The following is a 19,593-nucleotide window of genomic DNA, read 5'->3' as shown; positions in this document are numbered from 1 at the left end:
GGGGAGGGGAATTCTTTCTTCCCTTTTCCTTGTGGGGAAGGGGGTTGGGGGGTTAGGTTTTTATTAGTGAATCGGTATTCTCAACATGGCTTCCTCTGTCCTCTCTCCCGAAACTTGGCCTTTTAGCCAAGAGTGGCTACCCTCAGAGGCTTGCTTAGTCGGTGGTGCCGTGCGGGATGCCTTACTCGGAAGACAGGGTGAGTACTTAGACTTAGACTTTGTTTTGCCCACGGATGCTGTACAGACAGCGCGACAACTAGCTCAGCACTACAACGCTGGATTTGTGGTACTCGATCCTGATCGCCAGATTGCGAGAGTGGTATTCGAGCAGGCAACCGTGGATTTGGCTCAACAAGAAGGCGACAGTTTGGAGACGGATTTGCGGCGGCGGGACTTTACAATCAATGCGATCGCCTACAATCCCCATACCCAACAACTCATCGACCCGCTCCAAGGTTATGCCGATTTGCAACAAGGTATGATCCGGATGGTATCACCCCAAAATCTCCAAAATGATCCCTTGCGGTTACTACGAGCCTATCGGCAAGCCGCCCAGCTTGGTTTTAAGATAGAACCAGCGACTCAGTCAATTATTCGCCAGCTAGCGCCCTTACTCCAGAAGATAGCCGCAGAACGAGTGCAGGTAGAATTAGGCTATTTGCTGAAATCTCCCCAAGGGACTGCCTGGATAAAAACGGCATGGGAGGATAAGCTGCTACAAGGGTGGTTTCCCGATGCAACGGCTCAAGGCTTAGCACAAGTTGCAGCCGTTGACCATGCAGCGATGATTTTAGAAGAAATCTGGCCTGAAATTGGAGTAGAACTTCGAGCCTCAGTTGGTGGCAAGTCAGCCTCTTTGGTGAGTCTGTCGAAGTTGTCGTATTTGCTGCCATCCGTGCCAGAAGCCGCTGAAGAACAATTATTGAATTTAAAGTATAGTCGCGCTGAGGTTCGTACAGGGATTACCCTGGTCAAACACTTGCCCCAACTTTTGTCTCACGCCACATCTCCAATGTCTATCAAGGAACAGTATTTTTTCTTTCAGAAGGTTGGAGCCGTGTTTCCCGCTTTGGCAGTTCTGGGTGTGGCGTCTGGAATCTATGTGGATCAGGTTACACCTCTGATTAACCGATATTTTACCCCTGATGATCCCGTGGCTCACCCCACTCAATTGGTAACGGGCAAAAATTTGATGCGATCGCTTGATCTTCCAGCAGGACGGCAAATTGGTCAACTGCTCACGGCTATCGGGGTTGCACGCGCCGAGGGGAGAATTTCTACAGCAGCACAAGCCTTAGAATTCGCGGCTCAGATGATTGACACTCCTTAAAGGAAAGGATGAAGTATAAGGAATTCAAGACTTTAGCACCAGTTCAAGAGATGTATTTGGAGCTGTTGGGGATACTTCTATTGAAATGTACTGTGTTCGTGACGGTAAAACTCTGATTTTGGTTCTCGCTAGTTCTAATTCTGAAGAGTTAAGAAAGCTACAGAGCCGGATTGACAAAAGACTTTCACAGTGATTTTAATGAACCACAGAGGGCACAGAGGCATAGAGGAAGAAAGATAGGTTTTCAGGAATTATTGAGGATGGCTAAGAGAGCGTCTTACAAAAATTTTCTCCGGGTAGGGATCGCTGTTGTAATTGTTGATTAATTTGGGCAGCGGCGGCTAATCCAGAGTTTAAAGCACTTTCTATCCGCTTGCCCCCACACCAATCGCCACAACAAACGAGGGGTAAGGGTGTTGGGGTGTAGAGATAGTCTTGATTTAACGGAGTCTTGGGAAAGGCATAACGCCAACGATGAACTTGCAGCCAATCGGGAGTATCGAGCCAGGGAGCAAGTAATTGTGCGGCACGGGATAATAGCTGCTGTCCTGCTGGCTTTAGATCTTCGGCATCCAGGTATTGTTGGGCAAACTCAGCGGTACTTTGTAAAACAAAAATCGGCATCTGAGCCGTTAGACGTTTGCTACTATCTAAGCCAATCCAGGCTAAGTCAGAATCATTAGATACAGTACAAGCCTTAGGGAAGTCTTGAATGGCGGCTGATGGATAACCTGCGATCGCACTCAGGCAAGGTTCAAATGTGACAGAACTCAGGCGATCTAAAAATTCCGGTGACAGACCTTTTGCGGCTAGAGGTTCGAGTAGCATTAAAGCTTGGGGCGCTGGGATGGCGACAACAACGGCTCTAGCGGTTAGCTCATGAGGTGCCTCTGTTGAGTCGAGGGTGAGAAGCCAACTCTGTTCTTCTGTCGGTGTTATCGCTTCCACTCGTCGATTGAACTCAATGTCTAAACCCGTTGCTAGAAATTTGGCAACGGCTGTCATTCCGGCGGGGGCTGCGTAACAGGTAAGGTGTGAGGGGTGAGCCGAATTTTCGCTCAATGACTCCGATGTCGTGGGTTGGAGTTCGTACAACGTATCAGTCCAGGTATGGAGGATATCGCGCTGTACCAGAAGTTTAATCAGCGGTTGCAATAACCTTCCCTGTGGTTCTAGGTAACGTACCCCATGATCAGCGCAGGTATCATAAAGGCGTCGTGTCGCCAAACGTCCACCGACGCCGCGAGACTTTTCCACGACAACCAGATGATATCCAGCTTGATGCAGTTGTTGGGCGCAAGTGAGTCCTGCAAGTCCTGCACCAATAATGGCAACATCAAACACGACGGATGCTCTCCTTTGGTATACAAGTAGAATAATTGACAACAAGGAAACTGGGGTTTTGGAGGGAAGGACGTTGGATGAACTGAGAAGCGCCTTAGAGTTAGCGACGGAAGAAGAGTTAGTTCAACTGACGGATATTTTGTTCCGTCGTAAGTTTAATCCCCTCGATTATGTTCAAACACCTGATCCGATTGAGGTGCAAAGCCGCGATCGCGAGGCTTGGTTAGATGCCATCGAGGATCGATTTCGCTTTTTAGCGGCAGATGGCTTAACAGTACTCAAAGGACGCAGCCACGAATTTACCTACCGACAAGCGCTGATTCAAGTTTGTCATTATCTGAAGATTCCTTACTCTAAAAAACTGACAACGACGGATATAGAGGCAGAGATATTTCTGAATTTAATGGGTCGAGCTTGGAAAAAGTTACCCGCCTCAGAAAAGAAATCCCTGACAGTGCGAGTGCAGCGATCGCTAGCTCAGTCTAACTTTTCTGAACCCCTCCCCGTACATCTCCAGCACAACCCCATGAGTTTACTGGTTAAAGGGGGCAGCGCTTTAGCCGTTAGCTCAATTCTGAAACCCATTGTGTTGCAACAAATGGCGCGTCAACTTGCCCTTCATTTCGCTAAGTATCAAGTTGCTAAAGAAGCGGTTGTTCGTGGCGGTGCAGCAGCAGCGGCTCAAGTGGAAAGCTACCTGGCGATTCAAACCGCACGACGGGGAATGGCGTTAAATGCCGCTCGTTATGGAGCGACTCGGAGTGTATTTGCCTTTTTGGGGCCGGTACTCTGGGGTTATTTCTTTGCTGACTTGGGCTGGCGGGCGATCGCCACTAATTACGGTCGGATTATCCCCACCATCTTTGCTTTAGCACAAATTCGTCTCACTCGCACCGAATGTTGGGAACCTGTTTAATTAAACGGACGACTGTGCACTCAGCCATTAGTTTGCTAAATTTAGCGGCGAGGAGCCACGAGTGAGGAGTCGTTTCAAAATTCCAGCGGTGTGCGATAGGGTTTTTCAAATCCTGAAATCGCTTGTGAGTCAGCATCCTGAACCCCGTTTGCAGGCGGCGTGGGTGGCTCTGCAAGGGGGGCTGTTCTTGTTCCCCTGGATGCCAACGCTGGGGATCGTGGGACTACTTTTAGCTGTGGCAGGAGCATGGAAGCAAGAGTACCGTACTATTATTCAACGCCCCTTGAATTGGGGACTAGCTATTCTGAGTGGATGGCTGGTGATGACCAGCTGCTTTGCCCATAACCGTCCAGAAGCATTTCTAGGTTTAGCCAATTTATTACCGTATTTCCTGGTTTTTGCCGCTTACAGTCGTTTAATTCAGTATCCCTCTCAATTGCGACAGCTCGCCAAGCTTCTGGTTATTGGTTCCTTGCCCGTTGTGACCATCGGGTTTGGGCAATTATTTGGGGGATGGGCAGGCAATGTGCCGTGGCAAATTGTGTTCGGTTGGATACTCGAAGCGAAAGGCAATCCTCCAGGACGAATGTCTTCGGTGTTCATGTACGCCAATATTCTTGCCGCTTATCTCCAAATCGTGTTTATTTTGGGATTAGGGCTATGGATTGAGAGGTTTCAAGCTTGGCGAAACAGTGGGAATCGTTACCCCGTTGGGCAGTTATTGGTTTGGAGTATAACCGTACTGGGGACTGCGATCGCGCTGATTCTGACTAATTCTCGTAATGCCTGGGGGATCGTTGTTTTAGCTTGCCTTAGCTTTGCCCTATATCTGGGTTGGCGCTGGATTGTCCTAGCCGTCACGGCAGCAGCGAGTACCGTTCTCTGGGCTTCGTTTGGCCCTCAGTTGGGTCGTCAATGGCTGCGGAGTACAATTGTCCCACCTTTCTTGTGGGCACGACTGACTGACCAATTGTATCCCAATCGTCCACTGGCTCTGATGCGGAAAACCCAGTGGCAGTTTGCCTGGACAATGACTCAGGAACGTCCTTGGATGGGTTGGGGGTTACGGAATTTTACGCCACTGTACCAAGCAAAAATGCATCTTTGGCTGGGTCATCCCCATAATTTGCTACTCATGTTGATGGCTGAAACGGGTATTCCGGCGACACTGCTATTTTTTGGCTTAATTGGCTGGATTTTGGCTCAAGCTGTCTTAATTTTAAGAGTTAGGTCAGAGATTGAACCCCTCGAAAATAGACCTTCCTGGCATCAAGACAGATTAATTTTTTTCACTTATCTGATGGCTTTCGGGGGCTGCACTTTATTTAACTTAGTAGATGTAACCCTGTTTGATCTGCGAGCCAATACTTTTTGTTGGGTAATTTTATCGGCAATTTGCGGCGTCGTTGCTCGATATCAAGGAATTTTGACTTCGCCACGCTTTGAAAAAGGCGTGAACTGAAACAAAGCTTAAGAATTGATTGGCAAAAGAATGAAGGACTCCGCCAGCCGATTACGGTGAGAGTCAGGAGTGTTGATTCCAGTCCTAGATCAACATGAAGTCGGGTGAGAGTGCCCAACTCAAGCGATGGTGTAGCTGTGGATGCAATCAAACATAGCTCCGCTTCCTGCGCTTCGCTTAAAATAATGAGAAACATGTTGTAATCTCTGCCGGGTAAAACTGCCGTGGCGCAAGATCGGGTCAGACAAAAACTCAGGAATGGTGTAACACAAAATCCAAATTATTATCTCCTAATGGGGTTACACCCTAGTGCATCACCCATAGAAATCCGGCGTGCCTATCGGGAACTCAGCAAGCGCTATCATCCAGATACCACGACCTTACCCACCGACACGGCAACTCAAAAATTTCAACAACTTAATGAAGCCTATGCCACGCTCAGCAATCCAGAGCGGCGAGTAGCTTATGATCAAACCATTGGCTACTCACGCCTCAATGTCATTCAGGCACCCGCAAACTTAAACATACCGGTTTCTCAAAAGCGACCAACTTACTCTTCTTCAGCCTATCTCGACCCCACGGATCGCCCTCTCTCGGCGGGTGAGATTTTTGCTCTGTTCATTCTGGGGTTAACCTTTGTGGGTTGTATTCTGCTTGCGATCGCCATTGGGTTAACTCGAGGAGACTCGGCTTTCCACCCAGTTTCTGGGTCGAACAGTAAGATCTCACCGAGCCAACAACAGCCGAGTCCTCACCGAGTCCTCGCGCCAAGCAACCTTAAATCCGAACCGCCCTTAGAGCAAGCGTTGGTTAAGATTCAAACTCCAACCATTCCTAAATCCCCGTCCGCCGATCCGTTTTAATCCTCAGTCAATTCCCGCCCTTTTTCCGCTCCAGGGGCACCGCCCCAACATCATTCAAAACCATTCATTCTTTAATATGGCTCTTCCGTTAGCTGATACCCCTTTATACAACCATCCTCTCCCTGAAATTGAGCAGTGGCTAAAAGCCCAGGGATGCGAACAAGACCGCAGTGACTTACACTGCTGGCACGTTGAGCGAGCCAGTTGGAAAGCCCAACTGTGCTTGGAGATTGAGGAATTAACCGTGCGCTATTTAAATGCCGGTGAAGGGGGGCGAGATATTCAACGCTCCTTCAAGTACTCCCTCACTCGTCGGGATATAGAAGCAGCTATCTTCTGCGGCCCATAACTAGATTTTAGATTTGGATGGGAATGCGTTAGCGACCCTCACAGGTTGCTGGACTCAAGAAGCGGCTTTTGAATTCAATATCCAAAATCTAAAACCGTTACACCTTCCCAAATCGGCGATCGCGTTTTTGATAGGCAGACAACGCCTGATGAAACTCCGTCCGATCAAAATCAGGCCACAAGGCTTCTGTGATATAAATTTCGGCATAAGCCATTTGCCAGAGCAGAAAGTTGCTCAAACGCATCTCTCCGCTGGTACGGATGAGCAAATCCGGGTCACACAAATCAGCCGTGTAGAGGTGCCGCGAAAACATCGCCTGATCAATATCCTCCGGTTGGATTTGACCTTGCTGGACCTTAGTGGCGATCGCACGGCAGGCTTGCAAAATCTCCTCTCGTCCTCCATAGTTCGTGGCAACAGTAAAGACAATGTCACAATTACTCTGAGTTTCGCTCATGGAGCGCTCGATTTGAGCCTGGAGTGAGTGCGGCAGGACAGATAAATTGCCCACAAACTGAATCCGCACATTCTCCTGCATCATCTCTTTGAGTTCTCGCATCAACACCCGCTCAAACAACGTCATCAAAAAATCCACTTCCTCCAGGGGACGCCCCCAGTTCTCTGTGGAAAACGCATAAGCGGTGAGCGCTTTGATTCCCCAATCTTTGCAGCAGCGCAGCAAATCCTTCAGGGCATCTACCCCTTGCCGATGACCCATAATTCGCGGTAATCCTCGGCGTTTGGCCCAGCGACCATTTCCATCCATAATCACCGCTACATGCTGGGGTAGACGGTCAGGAGAGAGGTCACTTGGTAACTGTTTTAATAGTGTTTGCTTAGCAGTCATTTCTTGTGTTGGGAAGTTGATGACGGAAGACGAAGGACACGCGAAACCACTTCCTTTCCTCGAGACTTCATTCGACGACCAATACTGCGTAAACCTGGGGCAACCGTCTCACGGTCAACAGCGGTCGAAAATCGAGCCTCTAGCAATTCTTTCAATTTACTACTCGTTAAGGGTCGGTTTAATTTTCCTCGTTCCGCCAAAGAAATTGAACCCGTTTCTTCAGATACAACGATACAAAGACAATTTTCGACGCGTTCGGTAATTCCCATCGCGGCTCGATGGCGTGTACCCAATTGCCGCGATGCTGTACGTTCAGAAAGCGGAAGAATTACACCCGCAGCGGCGACGCGAGAACCGCGAATCAGCACCGCTCCATCATGCAACAAAGTTGATGTTTGGAAGATGGTTTGCAGCAGTTCTTTTGAGACTTCAGCATTAAGCTGAACGCCCGGTACAGATACATCCCGTTCATCGATCGGACCATTCGTTTCCATAATCATCAGAGCACCGATCCGATTTTGGGATAATTCTTTAACGGCGTCCACGATTTCATCGATCACACTGTCGGGTTTGGGGATTGGCCTTCGTTTCTCTTGAAACAATTGCACAATTTCTCCCCGCCCTACCTGCTCCAAAAACCGACGAAACTCTGACTGAAAAATCACAGCCATTGCTACAGCCGATCCAACCACCAACTTTTCTAACACAAAACTCAGCAGCGTCAAGCCCAAGCGATTACTTAACGCAGCCGCCAGCATCAAAACAATCAACCCTCGAACCATCCACAGCGTTCGGCGCTCCCCAATAATGAGGAGCACCATATAAGTGAGCGCCAGAACCAATCCAACGTCGATGCTATGAAGCAACACGGACTGAGCCCAGCTAGGGTCAGGAAATGAACCCGACGACGAGGGGGGCATTGAACTTTATATAAACGATTAGCTATTGGGATGCTTAACTCTGGCTTGATTTTAACGGGAGAACGTTGTTTGTTGTTAGCCAAAGAGCAATTGTCTTTGGAAACCATCGATTAATACCATTGGGGTTGAGAGTTATCAGTTGTAAACTTCTGAAATTACCGACTGGCGATGATTGCAAAATCCCAACTCAAAATCTAAACTCCACAATGATATAAGCCCTACAGGATAATTGCCCTAGTGAGACGCCCTATTAGATTAATTCGGTGGCTCACCGAATCTCACGGGACTAGCTATTAACGAGAAGCTAATGGCTTGTCGGCATAAGTCGTTCGGGTAAACAATCTTGCCGAATGATATCCTGATAGGTCTCCCGCTTCAAAATCAAGTTGGCTTCTCCCTCATTGACCAATACAGCAGCCGGTCGCGGCAGGCGATTGTAATTAGAGGCCATGCTGTAATTGTATGCACCAGTACCCATAACCACCAAGATATCTCCGACCTCAGTTTTAGGCAGGATGGCTTCTTTAATCAGGATATCTCCTGATTCACAGTGTTTGCCGGCAAGGGTGACGGTTTCTGTGGCAGGAGCGGACATCCGGTTAGCCACAACGGCGCGATATAAGGACTGGTAAGTAATGGGGCGAGGATTATCGGACATGCCGCCATCAACAGCAATGTAAGTGCGGATGTCGGGAATTTCCTTGCGACTCCCCACCCGATAGGCGGTGATACAGGCTGAACCAATCAGCGATCGCCCCGGTTCTGAGAGTAGCTTGGGTAGGGGCAGTTGCTGCTGTTCACAAGCACTCATCAGCGCTTCGGAAACGCTTTTCACCCAGTCGTCAATACTCGGGGGATCATCGGATTCCGTGTAACGAATCCCTAAGCCACCCCCGACATTTAGTTCTTGAATCGCTAAACCGTAGCCAGAGGCTTTACTCATAAAATCCGCTAACACACCCGCCAAGTCTTGGTGCGGTTGACGCTCAAAAATCTGAGAGCCAATGTGGGCGTGTAAACCGATACAGTTGAGGTTGGGGTGTTGGCTAACGAAGGCAAAAAGTTGGTCTAAGGCGTTGGGATCAAAGCCAAACTTGCTATCCAGATGCCCAGTACGAATGTATTCATGGGTGTGACACTCAATGCCTGGAGTCAGTCGTAACATGATCCGAATCGGATTCGATGTTGAATGAGTGGGCTGTTCGTCAGATTCTCCACTCAAATCGGAAGTCGGCAATTTCCAATCGGCGAGAGTGTGTAACTCCAGCCAGTTATCCACCACAATCGTGCAGCCACTTTCAATGGCTAGCTCCAGTTCAGCAATAGATTTGTTATTGCCGTGAAGATAAAGTTTGTTGGCTTTGACGCCAGCTTGTAAGGCGGTGTAGAGTTCACCCCCTGACACAACATCGATCCCCAAGCCTTCTGAGGCGGCGATCGCACAAACCGCTAGACAATTCCAGGCTTTAGAGGCATAAAGAACCTGAGAATCCCCTTTGTAGTATCGAGCAAAGCCATCTCTGTACTGGCGGCAGGCCGTTCGTACTGTCACCTCGTCCAAAATATAAAGCGGGGAACCAAACCGTTCCACCAACGTCATTACATCACAGCCACCAATTTCCAGACAGTCACGGCTATTGACTGTTGCACTAAGAGGTAGCAGTTCTTGATTGGGTGAGCGAGGAGTGTCCCAATTGCTGGGTGAGGGGAGATACTGAACTCCAGAATTTTCAGCCCCAGCCGTGTCAGTTGAAAGCATAATGGAAATATTATCCTTGGTTGGCATTACAAGCCCAAGAGAGCGTCCCGTTAATCAGTGTACAATTGAGGGCTGTGACTTTCTTAAAACTTAAACCGCTAACCCTAGAACAGCTGAGTGCCGTTGTGGAACTAGACCAGTTGTGCTTTGGTGGTCTGTGGACACGGTCGGGTTATGAGCGAGAGTTAGAAAGCCCCAACAGTCAATTGCTTATTTTAGAAGCGGCAAGTGATCAAGGGGAATCCGGATTTCAGAAACCATCATCCGGTTTAGGGCAGGGTGTAATCGTTATCCCAGAGATTGAACTCGAAGGGACTCAGGTCAAACCCGACCCAACTCAAAACGCTCAAACAGCGGATTTGGCAACCGCACCGTCCCCTCCAACTATCCTAATTGGGTTAGGTTGTTACTGGTCAATCTTGGAGGAGGCGCACATTACGATTCTTGCGGTGCATCCGGACTACCAACATCAAGGGCTAGGTCAATTACTCCTGTATGCTTTACTACGGGATGCCAAAAGGCGTCAGTTGGAGTGGGCAACCTTGGAGGTGAAGCCATCAAATCAAGCCGCGCTATCTCTTTATCAAAAGTTTGGCTTCATTGAAGCAGGGCGACGCCGACGCTATTACAAAGATACGGGTGAAGATGCCCTGATTCTCTGGCGTGGTGGCCTGCAAAAACAGGACTTTGAGGAAACGCTTGTCAACTGTTATCGGCAAGCCAAGCAGCGCTTGCACGGCGGTGGCTGGCAGATGTCTCACCTGGAGAGAAATAGAGAATGGGCATAACAGTTGAAAGGGAGAAGGTCTTTATCGTTTGAACTTTGGCAAGCTGAACAGTTGAAAGTTCAAACCTCCAGCCTTCAACATTTAAACTCTAAGCTTCAACTCACTTCGAGAGCACCAATCAAGAAAGGCTCAAATCTTTGTCAGTCAACCGTTCAAGCAATACCTAAATGATTCATAAATCATCCAAAAAAAAGCCTCAATCCTAATTTCCTCACCTAAATAGTAGGGAAATCTAGACCAAAACTAGTTCTTCCGGTTGTCTCAAAACAGACAGTCGGTGGAATTCCCTATGCTAGAATCAGCGTACACGGGCACGCAACAGGTGATGGAAGTACGCCAATGTTTGAACGCTTTACAGAAAAAGCCATTAAGGTGATCATGCTGGCCCAGGAAGAGGCACGTCGCCTGGGGCACAACTTTGTAGGCACGGAGCAAATCCTTCTGGGTCTTATCGGAGAGGGTACAGGCGTCGCTGCTAAGGTTCTCAAATCGATGGGTGTTAATCTCAAAGACGCTCGCATCGAAGTAGAGAAAATCATTGGCAGGGGTTCCGGCTTCGTTGCGGTAGAAATTCCGTTTACCCCCAGAGCAAAGCGGGTTCTGGAGCTATCGCTCGAAGAGGCTCGCCAGCTGGGGCATAACTATATTGGCACCGAGCATTTGCTGCTTGGGTTAATCCGGGAAGGCGAAGGGGTTGCGGCTAGAGTTTTGGAGAACCTAGGCGTAGACCTGACCAAGGTGAGAACGCAAGTGATTCGGATGCTGGGTGAGACGGCAGAAGTCACGAGTGGAGCCTCTCAGGGTCGTACTAAGACGCCAACCCTGGATGAATTTGGCTCGAACCTGACCCAGATGGCAGGTGAAGGAAAGCTTGACCCAGTGGTGGGACGAGCTAAGGAAATTGAGCGGGTGATCCAGATTTTAGGTCGCCGCACAAAAAATAATCCGGTGTTAATCGGGGAACCAGGGGTTGGGAAAACCGCGATCGCAGAAGGGTTAGCCCAACGAATTGCCAACAACGATGTACCCGACATCCTCGAAGAAAAGCGGGTTGTAACTTTAGATATCGGCTTGTTGGTCGCAGGTACCAAGTATCGGGGTGAATTTGAAGAGCGCCTCAAGAAGATTATGGATGAAATTCGTCAGGCTGGGAATGTCATCCTGGTGATTGACGAAGTCCATACGTTGATTGGAGCAGGTGCGGCTGAAGGTGCTATTGATGCCGCCAACATCCTCAAACCCGCGCTGGCACGGGGTGAATTACAGTGCATCGGCGCGACAACGCTGGATGAATACCGCAAACATATTGAACGGGATGCGGCATTAGAGCGTCGTTTCCAACCCGTGATGGTCGGTGAACCTTCTGTGGAAGAAACGATTGAAATTCTTTATGGATTGCGCGAACGCTATGAGCAACACCATAAGCTGAAAATCTTGGACAGCGCGTTGGAAGCGGCAGCGAAGCTTTCGGATCGGTATATTTCTGACCGTTACCTGCCCGATAAAGCGATTGACTTGGTGGATGAGGCAGGTTCGCGAGTACGCTTGATTAACTCCCAACTGCCACCTGCCGCGAAAGAGTTGGATAAGGAACTGCGTCAGGTTCTTAAGGAAAAGGATGATGCAGTGCGATCCCAGGACTTTGACCGGGCTGGAGAATTGCGCGATCGCGAAATGGAAATCAAGGCGGAAATTCGCGCGATCGCTCAAAGCAAAAAGACAGACGAACGGAGCGACGATCCAGGGCCTGTAGTGGATGAAGAAGATATCGCCCAAATCGTAGCGTCCTGGACAGGAGTTCCGGTGAATAAGCTCACCGAATCCGAATCTGAGAAGCTGCTGCACATGGAAGACACTCTACACCAACGTCTGATTGGTCAAGAGGAAGCGGTGAAAGCGGTAAGCCGTGCGATTCGTCGAGCACGGGTAGGGTTGAAGAACCCCAACCGTCCGATTGCCAGCTTTATCTTCTCAGGACCCACCGGTGTGGGTAAGACAGAGTTGGCCAAGTCGTTGGCGTCTTACTTCTTTGGTTCCGAAGAAGCAATGATTCGTCTGGACATGTCCGAGTACATGGAGCGCCATACGGTTTCTAAACTAATTGGTTCGCCTCCAGGCTATGTCGGCTACAACGAAGGCGGTCAGCTAACTGAAGCCGTGCGTCGTCGTCCTTACACCGTGGTGCTATTCGATGAAATCGAAAAAGCTCACCCCGATGTGTTCAACATGCTGTTGCAAATTTTGGAAGACGGGCGTTTGACCGATGCCAAGGGTCGGACGGTAGACTTCAAGAACACGCTGTTGATCATGACCTCGAACATCGGTTCTAAGGTGATTGAGAAAGGTGGTGGTGGTATCGGCTTTGAGTTCAGCGAGAATCAAGCCGAGTCTCAGTACAACCGCATCCGTTCGCTGGTGAACGAAGAACTCAAGCAATACTTCCGTCCAGAGTTCCTCAACCGTCTCGATGAGATTATCGTCTTCCGTCAGCTCAACAGAGACGAGGTGAAGGAAATTGCCGACATCATGCTCAAAGAGGTGTTCGGTCGCTTGAACGAGCAAGGGATCACCCTGGAAGTCACCGAACGGTTCAAAGACCGCTTGGTGGAAGAAGGATACAACCCGGCTTATGGTGCAAGACCCCTGCGTCGGGCTATTATGCGCCTGCTGGAAGATGTCCTAGCGGAGCAAATCCTCGGTGGACACATCAAAGATGGCGATATCGCTACGGTGGATGTTGATGACAGTGGCACCGTGAAAGTGCTGCCAGGGGAGAAGCGAGAGCTTTTGCCTCAAGCGGTTGAGTAATTAGAGGTTTATCTGATATAGAGGCGTATTGCTATACGCCCGTGCTTAAATTCAACGGTAGAGAGGGTTAGTCTTCTCTACCGTTTTTTTGTTTTCGTATTAGTTGTTACACAAAAGGTGACAGGTTTGCTTTGTCAAGAACACTTCAGTAATTTTTACGATGCCGCAACCCTGAACTGAAGTCTACGGTGGTAGCAATCTAGGTTACCCAAAGGACAAAAAGTAATGACAGAAATTTCAGCAGAAAGTGTCGTGTTTATAGCTAGTGGTGCGGCTACTGGTGCTGGCGTTTCTGCCACAGTTGGCGGGATGGGATTGGCTGGAGGGTTTGGTGCTTTTGGGATTGGTATGGCTCCAGTTACAGTGGCTGGGGCAGTTGCTGGTGCAGCGGCTTATGGAGCTTTTTGTGCGATCGCAGATGGAGATTCGGCAGCTTTCGGTGCGATCGGAATAGGTGCCTTAGGGGGCGCTGGTGTCTCCGCTACAGTGGGCGGAATGGGATTAGCTGGAGGATTTGGAGCCGTTGGCATTGGTATGGGTACAATGGCAGCGGCTGGAGGTGTGCTTGGACTTGGTGTTTATGGTTTGTACAAAGCATTCAAACAAGAGCCAGGGCAGCGCATGGCGGGTGCTATAGATGCGTTTGGGCGCATGGAAAGTAAAGTGCTGGAAATGGAGGCGTACACTCAGGCTCTTCTAGCGGAAGTTCCCCCGTACAGATGAACTACAAAGGGAGAAAAAGCTTGAGTGACGGGAACTAGAGCCATTTACTCCCAGAAAGCCGTACCCATGTTTTTAAGAATTTTTTAAGATTTTTGCGGGAAGATTTCTGGGACAATAATAGCCATGTATATTGAACGAGTCCCTAACAGAAATTCACCCCCCGCTGTCCTCCTACGAGAGTCCTATCGTGAAGGGGGTAAAATCCGTAAAAGAACTTTAGCTAACCTGTCAAAATTACCGGATACTGTCATTGATAACTTGAGAATAGTGCTCAAAGGCGGCGCAGCTATTGAAAATCTCTCCGAATCATTCTCTGTAGAAAGAAGTCTACCTCATGGTCATGTAGCTGCGGTTTTAGGAACAATCAAAAAACTGTCTTTGCACCATCTAATCTCACCCTCAAATTCGAGAAAACGAGCTCTAGTTTTGGCGATGATCGTGGCGCGTCTCATTGAGCCTCGTTCCAAGTTAGCCACAGCGAGAGGATTGCACAGCGAAACGTGCAATTCATCGTTAAGTGAACTGTTGGGCTTAGAAAAAGCCGATGAGGATGAATTGTATGAAGCAATGGATTGGCTGGTATCCAAACAAGAATTAATCGAAAATGAGTTAGCCCTAAGACATCTATCCGAAGGAGCTTCGGAAACTTCTTGAACAAGAAGCTGTTCAACTCTCATTATTTGATGAAACTGACTTAGTAGAATTTTCTTGTTCTGATTACCCCAGTGAGCGGCTAATTGCTTGTCGCAACCCGATGCTTGCTCAAGAAAAGTCTTTGACTAGAATTGCTTTATTACAGGCGACACAGCAGGAACTCAATAAGATTGTTATCGCCACTTCACGAGATAAACGCGCCCTCAAAGGAGCCGACCAGATTGGACTGAGAGTGGGGCGAGTTCTCAATGCTACATGTGTGGGGAAATACTTTAATATTGCCATCACTGAGACAAGTTTTTCTTACTCATTGAATGAAGCGGCTATCGCCAATGATTCGGCTTTGGATGGAGTCTATATTATTCGGACTTCAGTCAAACCGGAGACTTTAGATGCGGCTCAAACGGTGAGAACCTATAAAAGCCTTTCTACTGTCGAACAAGCTTTCCGCAGTTATAAAACTATCGATTTGAAAGTACGTCCAATTTATCACCGTTTAGAACAGCGCGTCAAAGCTCACGTCTTCTTGTGTATGCTGGCTTATTATGTGGAGTGGCACATGAGGAAAGCTTTAGCTCCACTGCTGTTTGACGATGAAAAAGTCACAGTTGAACCGGAGGGAAAAAGTTCAATTGTTGCTCCATCTAAGCGTTCAAAGAAAGCCCGCGCTAAGGCAGCGACTAAAAAGACACCTGAAAAGCTTCCTGTCCATAGTTTTCGGACTTTAATGACTGATTTAGCAACGATTGTCAAAAATAAATTCCAGTCTAGTGGTCTGGAGACTTCTCTAATGTTTGAGAAAATTACTCAACCGACTCCACTCCAACAAAAAGCGTTAGATTTGTTAGAAGTTTCCTTAATTTGTACCCAGTAACAGCCGAGGAGTTGAGTCTCTCCCTCTCTCACAGCATAGGTTGTAGTTTTTTGTCAAAGGGGAACTTCCGTTCTAGAGTTAGATCCGGTTTATGGTGAATGGGTTTGGAAGCAAAAATTGGCTGCTCTTGAAGTCGAGGAGGAACTAGAGGCATTAAAGGCTCAACTACCAGCATCATCTAGAGAGGTTACAGAAAACGTCTCTACAGCGTCAGAAACTCAATTTACCAATCCTGAAATTGAACCAGAAATTCTTGCCATTGAGCCTCAACCACCTCAAACTTGGAAATGCACCAATGTTCTCCAAGGGCACGAAGCTTCAGTTAATACCATTACGATTAGCCCTGATGGACAGACACTTGCCAGTGGTAGTCAGGATAGAACCGTTAGTCTGTGGAATCTCAAAACAGGGAAGCGGATTTTTACGTTCTTTGGGCAAGCCGGGGAGGTTTCTACTGTTGCCATTAGTCCGGATGGAAAGACGCTGGTTGCTGGTGGCTTCGATAACAAAATTAGCAGTTGGCGGATTGAGACAAAGGAACTAATTTGCAGCTTTTTTTATCTAAACTCTCCTTACAGCCATTCGGGTTTTGTTTCCTCCGTTGCCTTTAGCCGCGAGCGCAGAATTCTTGCTAGTGCGAGTGGTGATCAGACTATTCGATTGTGGGGTGGATACACGGGAGAATTTAAACGCACTCTTAATGGACATTCAGACACAATTTGGTCTATTGCTATCAGTCCAGATCATCAAACTCTCGTGAGTGGTAGCGCGGACAAAACTATCAGGATTTGGTCTTTAAACCGTTTGGCACAACCCCGCATTCTGTCTGGGCATTCTAGTTGGGTGACTTCTGTTGCTATTAGTGCTGATGGTAATACTTTAGCGAGTGGTAGTACAGACGGTACGATCAAATTTTGGAATCTCCACAGCGGAGAACTACTTCGCACCATAGAGAGTCAATCAACCGAAATTTTTGCCGTTGCCATGACGCCTAATGGACAAATCCTGGCTAGCGGCAGCATGAAAGAAGTTAAACTTTGGAATATTGACACGGGTGAACTCATCCAAACCCTGCCGGGGTGCAGTCCCGTTGTCTTCAGTCCGGATGGACAAACTTTGCTCAGTGGCGGGAACAAGGGCACTATTAAGATTTGGTCCCGAATACTTGGCGGTAATGAATTTGATTCCCTATCATCTGGGGAATGGTGGGAAGTTTTGGGTGTCGATAGTGATGCTCATCCAGACGAAGTTAAACTGGCTTACCGCCGATTGGCGCGGCAGTACCACCCTGATATCAACCGTTCTGCTAGTGCAATATCCACTATGCAAGCTATCAATAAGGCTTATGAGGAGTTTCTTCAGAAACTGAGCAAAGCTTGGTTATAGTAGCTTGATTTTATGCAAAAGTGGAGTGTATCCGTAGAGTCGTTGGACTGTTTGGGCAGATGGAACGGGTAATCCGAGTTAATTTTATGGGATGTATCCGTGCAGTTAGAAGAATTATTTGGGCACATTAATCGGGTCATCAGAGCTTATTTCGGTAATCCCGTAGAGCCAGTTGAAGACCCGGAAAAAGCTCTAGAACAATCTATTATTGATATGCAGGAAGAATGGGTGCAGATGCGTGAATCTGTAGCCAGAGAGATCGCAACTCAAAAACGCAACGAGTTACAGTATCGTCAAGTCGAAAGCGGAGCGCAAACGTGCCAACAAGGGGAGGACTCTGCCTCAAAACAAAGCACTGAAAAACAGAGCCTCCAAATTCTGCAAATTAACTTCTTGCGGGGTAGGCGAAACGAACAGCTAAGCCTAGAGGACAGGCAGGAAGCCTACCCTACAAAAAATAGTGCTTTCGCAACAGTGAAATTCCCCCCAGAAAATTCTGCTCAGAAAGCTTCGATTCCTCAACAGACTAACACTGAAAGGCGTCGTATCCTGAAAGCCCAGCTTGACCAACAAACTGCTTTGATAGAGAAGCTTAAGCGCGACTTAATTCTTCTGGAAAGTAAAATTTTAGCAGCCAAGTGTAAGAAGAACTTACTTAAGGAACAAGTCGCAGCAGAAAAGGCTAACGAGCAGTTTCAGAATACCATTAGTTGCCTAGATTACAGCAGCGTCAATGATGCCTTGCAGCTAATAGAAGAAAACGTCTTGCGGATGGAAGCAAGCGTAAACGATCGGGAGATGCTAATGCACTTCTTTGAAGCTCCTTGGGAGACACTGATGCGCCGATTGGAAGAGGCACTCGCAGCCGAGACAGTTCAGATAATAGAAGCGCGATCACGATCACGTTTACAAACGGTGGCAGTGCTAATTTACTGGAAAGACAAATTAGCAAGCTGGAAATCTCACTTCTTATATCGGTTAATTCTGGATAGGCAGGAAGACTTGAGCCAACTGCGTCAACTCGTTCATCAAGCAGTCATTGATAGGGTGATCGAGGCGATCGCGGATCAAAAACGCAACGAGTTACAGTATCGTCAAGTCCAAAGGGTAACCATCAGATGGCATTCACGCGCTCATGAAGCCATACAAAAAGAGAATGAAAATTGGGCGCGTGAATGCCTTATCCGTAAGAACAATTTCATTAAAATAGCGATCGCGCTGAAAGCCAAGCTTGACGAGCAAATGCCTTTAGGACACGACCTGAGGCAGAAACTAAAGGAATGGGAGAATACAATTTCTGATGACAAGCATTTGCCTTCAGGTGACGAACTTAAGCAGAAATTAAAGGAACTGGAGAATAAAATCGCTGAATTTGGTATTTTATATCGAGGAATTCTTGACTCTTTGAAGATTCAGACACCAGAGTACAGAATGAGAGCGGAAGAATTCAGCTTGTGGAGGTTCCTGAAGCTTGTATTCAAAAGTGTTTCGTTCGTCAGTGCCTTATTACCAACTCAGGTTAACCAGCACCACGATTGCCGCCTTCGCGGCACTGCCAAAGGCGATCGCTACTTGCTCTATATCAATAAACGTAAGTTTAAAGTTTGGTTGGAGGCGTTGAACTTTCATCGCTGCCTAGAGTATGTATCCCACATTTTTTCCTTCGCCAAGACCTCTGCGCCAAGTCAGGTTTCTGCATCTAGCCACTACAACTCTCTCAACATCAACTTTCTTGCAGACAGATTCCCTTCCTAGAGATAACTCACTAAAAATGGCTGTAGGAATATCTTGTCGGATAGAACCATCAAGGCTATAATTTTATTTCCCTACTCAAGGGATAAATGTTCCCTTCACCAGCCACAAAGCCTATCAGGTTTGAGATTGCAAAAAAAAAGAAACAGAACTAGCTACCTAACTCTTCCATAAGCTAACGCTAGTTCTGTAATACCCATTCTATGGACAACAAAATCATAGAATTGATTAAATTAAAAATGTCGCTATAAGCCGATATTTATCAATTCTTTATTAATTTAAGAGATATAAAAACTTATGAACGTAAATACTCATGAAGTAAGGCAATGTAGATAAACAGGTACTTATTGGCAAATTCAAGGAAAGTATTTAACAATTTTTAAAAATTTTATAGCTCTATAACAACGGAGATACGTTGAAAACATAAGTTAAAATTATGGGTTCTCCTGAGCAGGGTTTAGGCGTTTACCTTAATACAAGCTTTACGCTGGCACGATGACAAGACTCCGCTAGCGTCGTGGCGAATTGAAAAGTTCTGTTTGTTAGGGTTGGCGGCACTTACGCGATCGCTAGACGTTTCCTGATACTGCTTGAATCCTAATGAGCGATTGCACTGGCACTATTTATCACTGCTGCCACGCACTCAAAATGCTCCTCGTGCATCTGATACAGCTCCAACAGCTCTACTCTTCCTGTAGTTAGAGGCAGGTATTTTTACTAATAGATTAGTATGCATTTACACTGAATAATTGGCAAACATCAATTATACAACTGAGATGATCTGAGGCTGGGGATTCTCTTCAATTAATGGTGAATCT

General features: G+C 47.6%; 14 protein-coding genes and 1 pseudogene. 11 read left to right on the top strand and 4 right to left on the bottom strand.

Features of this window, described 5'->3' with window-relative positions:
- Positions 1-85 precede the first annotated feature (85 nt).
- Positions 86-1,330: a CCA tRNA nucleotidyltransferase gene (locus MIC7113_RS28175; protein WP_015185599.1), complete on the top strand. Its 1,245-nt coding sequence runs from the start codon at positions 86-88 to the stop codon at positions 1,328-1,330.
- A 264-nt stretch (positions 1,331-1,594) separates the two neighbouring features.
- Here MIC7113_RS28175 and MIC7113_RS28170 read toward each other — a convergent pair whose 3' ends face one another.
- Complete coding sequence (locus tag MIC7113_RS28170) at positions 1,595-2,674, bottom strand: NAD(P)/FAD-dependent oxidoreductase (protein WP_015185598.1); 1,080 nt, start codon at positions 2,672-2,674, stop codon at positions 1,595-1,597.
- 73 nt (positions 2,675-2,747) lie between these two features.
- Between MIC7113_RS28170 and MIC7113_RS28165 the strand changes: the two genes are divergently transcribed.
- The 4 genes from MIC7113_RS28165 (at position 2,748) to MIC7113_RS28150 (ending at position 6,264) form a co-directional block, all read left to right on the top strand.
- Entirely contained in the window at positions 2,748-3,590 is an 843-nt protein-coding gene (locus MIC7113_RS28165) for a YaaW family protein (RefSeq protein ID WP_015185597.1), read from the top strand.
- Positions 3,591-3,651: 61 nt separating this feature from the next.
- A complete protein-coding gene (locus tag MIC7113_RS28160; protein WP_015185596.1) occupies positions 3,652-5,052 on the top strand; it encodes an O-antigen ligase family protein in 1,401 nt (466 codons plus the stop codon).
- Positions 5,053-5,345: 293 nt separating this feature from the next.
- Positions 5,346-5,915 carry a J domain-containing protein gene (locus tag MIC7113_RS28155; protein ID WP_063823023.1) on the top strand — a complete coding sequence of 190 codons (570 nt, stop codon included), beginning with the start codon at positions 5,346-5,348 and terminating at the stop codon, positions 5,913-5,915.
- A 76-nt stretch (positions 5,916-5,991) separates the two neighbouring features.
- Complete coding sequence (locus MIC7113_RS28150) at positions 5,992-6,264, top strand: DUF3143 domain-containing protein (protein ID WP_015185594.1); 273 nt, start codon at positions 5,992-5,994, stop codon at positions 6,262-6,264.
- A 97-nt stretch (positions 6,265-6,361) separates the two neighbouring features.
- Here the strand turns inward: MIC7113_RS28150 and MIC7113_RS28145 are convergent, their stop codons facing one another.
- The 3 genes from MIC7113_RS28145 to lysA form a co-directional block, all read right to left on the bottom strand.
- Entirely contained in the window at positions 6,362-7,111 is a 750-nt protein-coding gene (locus tag MIC7113_RS28145; protein WP_015185593.1) for an isoprenyl transferase, read from the bottom strand.
- Complete coding sequence (gene cdaA / locus MIC7113_RS28140; protein WP_015185592.1) at positions 7,108-8,031, bottom strand: diadenylate cyclase CdaA; 924 nt, start codon at positions 8,029-8,031, stop codon at positions 7,108-7,110. The genes MIC7113_RS28145 and cdaA overlap by 4 nt, the downstream gene beginning before the upstream one ends.
- A gap of 304 nt (positions 8,032-8,335) precedes the next feature.
- Entirely contained in the window at positions 8,336-9,790 is a 1,455-nt protein-coding gene (lysA, locus tag MIC7113_RS28135) for a diaminopimelate decarboxylase (protein ID WP_041781368.1), read from the bottom strand.
- Positions 9,791-9,864: 74 nt separating this feature from the next.
- On the opposite strand from lysA, the gene rimI reads away from it, so the two are divergent.
- The 6 genes and pseudogenes from rimI (at position 9,865) to MIC7113_RS33910 (ending at position 18,778) form a co-directional block, all read left to right on the top strand.
- Complete coding sequence (gene rimI, locus MIC7113_RS28130) at positions 9,865-10,578, top strand: ribosomal protein S18-alanine N-acetyltransferase (protein WP_015185590.1); 714 nt, start codon at positions 9,865-9,867, stop codon at positions 10,576-10,578.
- Positions 10,579-10,917: 339 nt separating this feature from the next.
- Complete coding sequence (locus tag MIC7113_RS28125; protein ID WP_015185589.1) at positions 10,918-13,386, top strand: ATP-dependent Clp protease ATP-binding subunit; 2,469 nt, start codon at positions 10,918-10,920, stop codon at positions 13,384-13,386.
- A gap of 225 nt (positions 13,387-13,611) precedes the next feature.
- The gene (locus tag MIC7113_RS28120) at positions 13,612-14,109 is read left to right on the top strand and encodes a hypothetical protein (protein WP_015185588.1); all 498 of its coding nucleotides are present in this window, start codon (positions 13,612-13,614) and stop codon (positions 14,107-14,109) included.
- A 123-nt stretch (positions 14,110-14,232) separates the two neighbouring features.
- Positions 14,233-15,637, top strand: a pseudogene (locus tag MIC7113_RS28115) (IS1634 family transposase).
- A 117-nt stretch (positions 15,638-15,754) separates the two neighbouring features.
- Positions 15,755-17,023 carry a WD40 repeat domain-containing protein gene (locus MIC7113_RS28110; RefSeq protein WP_015185587.1) on the top strand — a complete coding sequence of 423 codons (1,269 nt, stop codon included), beginning with the start codon at positions 15,755-15,757 and terminating at the stop codon, positions 17,021-17,023.
- Between the two features lie 99 nt (positions 17,024-17,122).
- Positions 17,123-18,778 (top strand): PspA/IM30 family protein, encoded by a 1,656-nt coding sequence (locus MIC7113_RS33910; protein WP_015185586.1) that lies wholly within the window; start codon positions 17,123-17,125, stop codon positions 18,776-18,778.
- Positions 18,779-19,593: the final 815 nt, after the last annotated feature.

The sequence above is a fragment of the Allocoleopsis franciscana PCC 7113 genome (assembly GCF_000317515.1).
GTDB classification, from domain to species: domain Bacteria; phylum Cyanobacteriota; class Cyanobacteriia; order Cyanobacteriales; family Coleofasciculaceae; genus Allocoleopsis; species Allocoleopsis franciscana.
This window is presented reverse-complemented; position numbering and strand designations above follow the sequence as displayed.

Excerpts from the sequence above, each read along its gene's own strand:
- MIC7113_RS28175 (WP_015185599.1), top strand. The coding sequence starts at position 86 with ATGGCTTCCTCTGTCCTCTCTCCCGAAACTTGGCCTTTTAGCCAAGAG.
- MIC7113_RS28155 (WP_063823023.1), top strand. The coding sequence starts at position 5,346 with ATGGGGTTACACCCTAGTGCATCACCCATAGAAATCCGGCGTGCCTAT.
- MIC7113_RS28150 (WP_015185594.1), top strand. The coding sequence starts at position 5,992 with ATGGCTCTTCCGTTAGCTGATACCCCTTTATACAACCATCCTCTCCCT.
- MIC7113_RS28145 (WP_015185593.1), bottom strand. The coding sequence starts at position 7,111 with ATGACTGCTAAGCAAACACTATTAAAACAGTTACCAAGTGACCTCTCT.
- cdaA (WP_015185592.1), bottom strand. The coding sequence starts at position 8,031 with ATGCCCCCCTCGTCGTCGGGTTCATTTCCTGACCCTAGCTGGGCTCAG.
- lysA (WP_041781368.1), bottom strand. The coding sequence starts at position 9,790 with ATGCTTTCAACTGACACGGCTGGGGCTGAAAATTCTGGAGTTCAGTAT.
- MIC7113_RS28125 (WP_015185589.1), top strand. The coding sequence starts at position 10,918 with ATGTTTGAACGCTTTACAGAAAAAGCCATTAAGGTGATCATGCTGGCC.
- MIC7113_RS28120 (WP_015185588.1), top strand. The coding sequence starts at position 13,612 with ATGACAGAAATTTCAGCAGAAAGTGTCGTGTTTATAGCTAGTGGTGCG.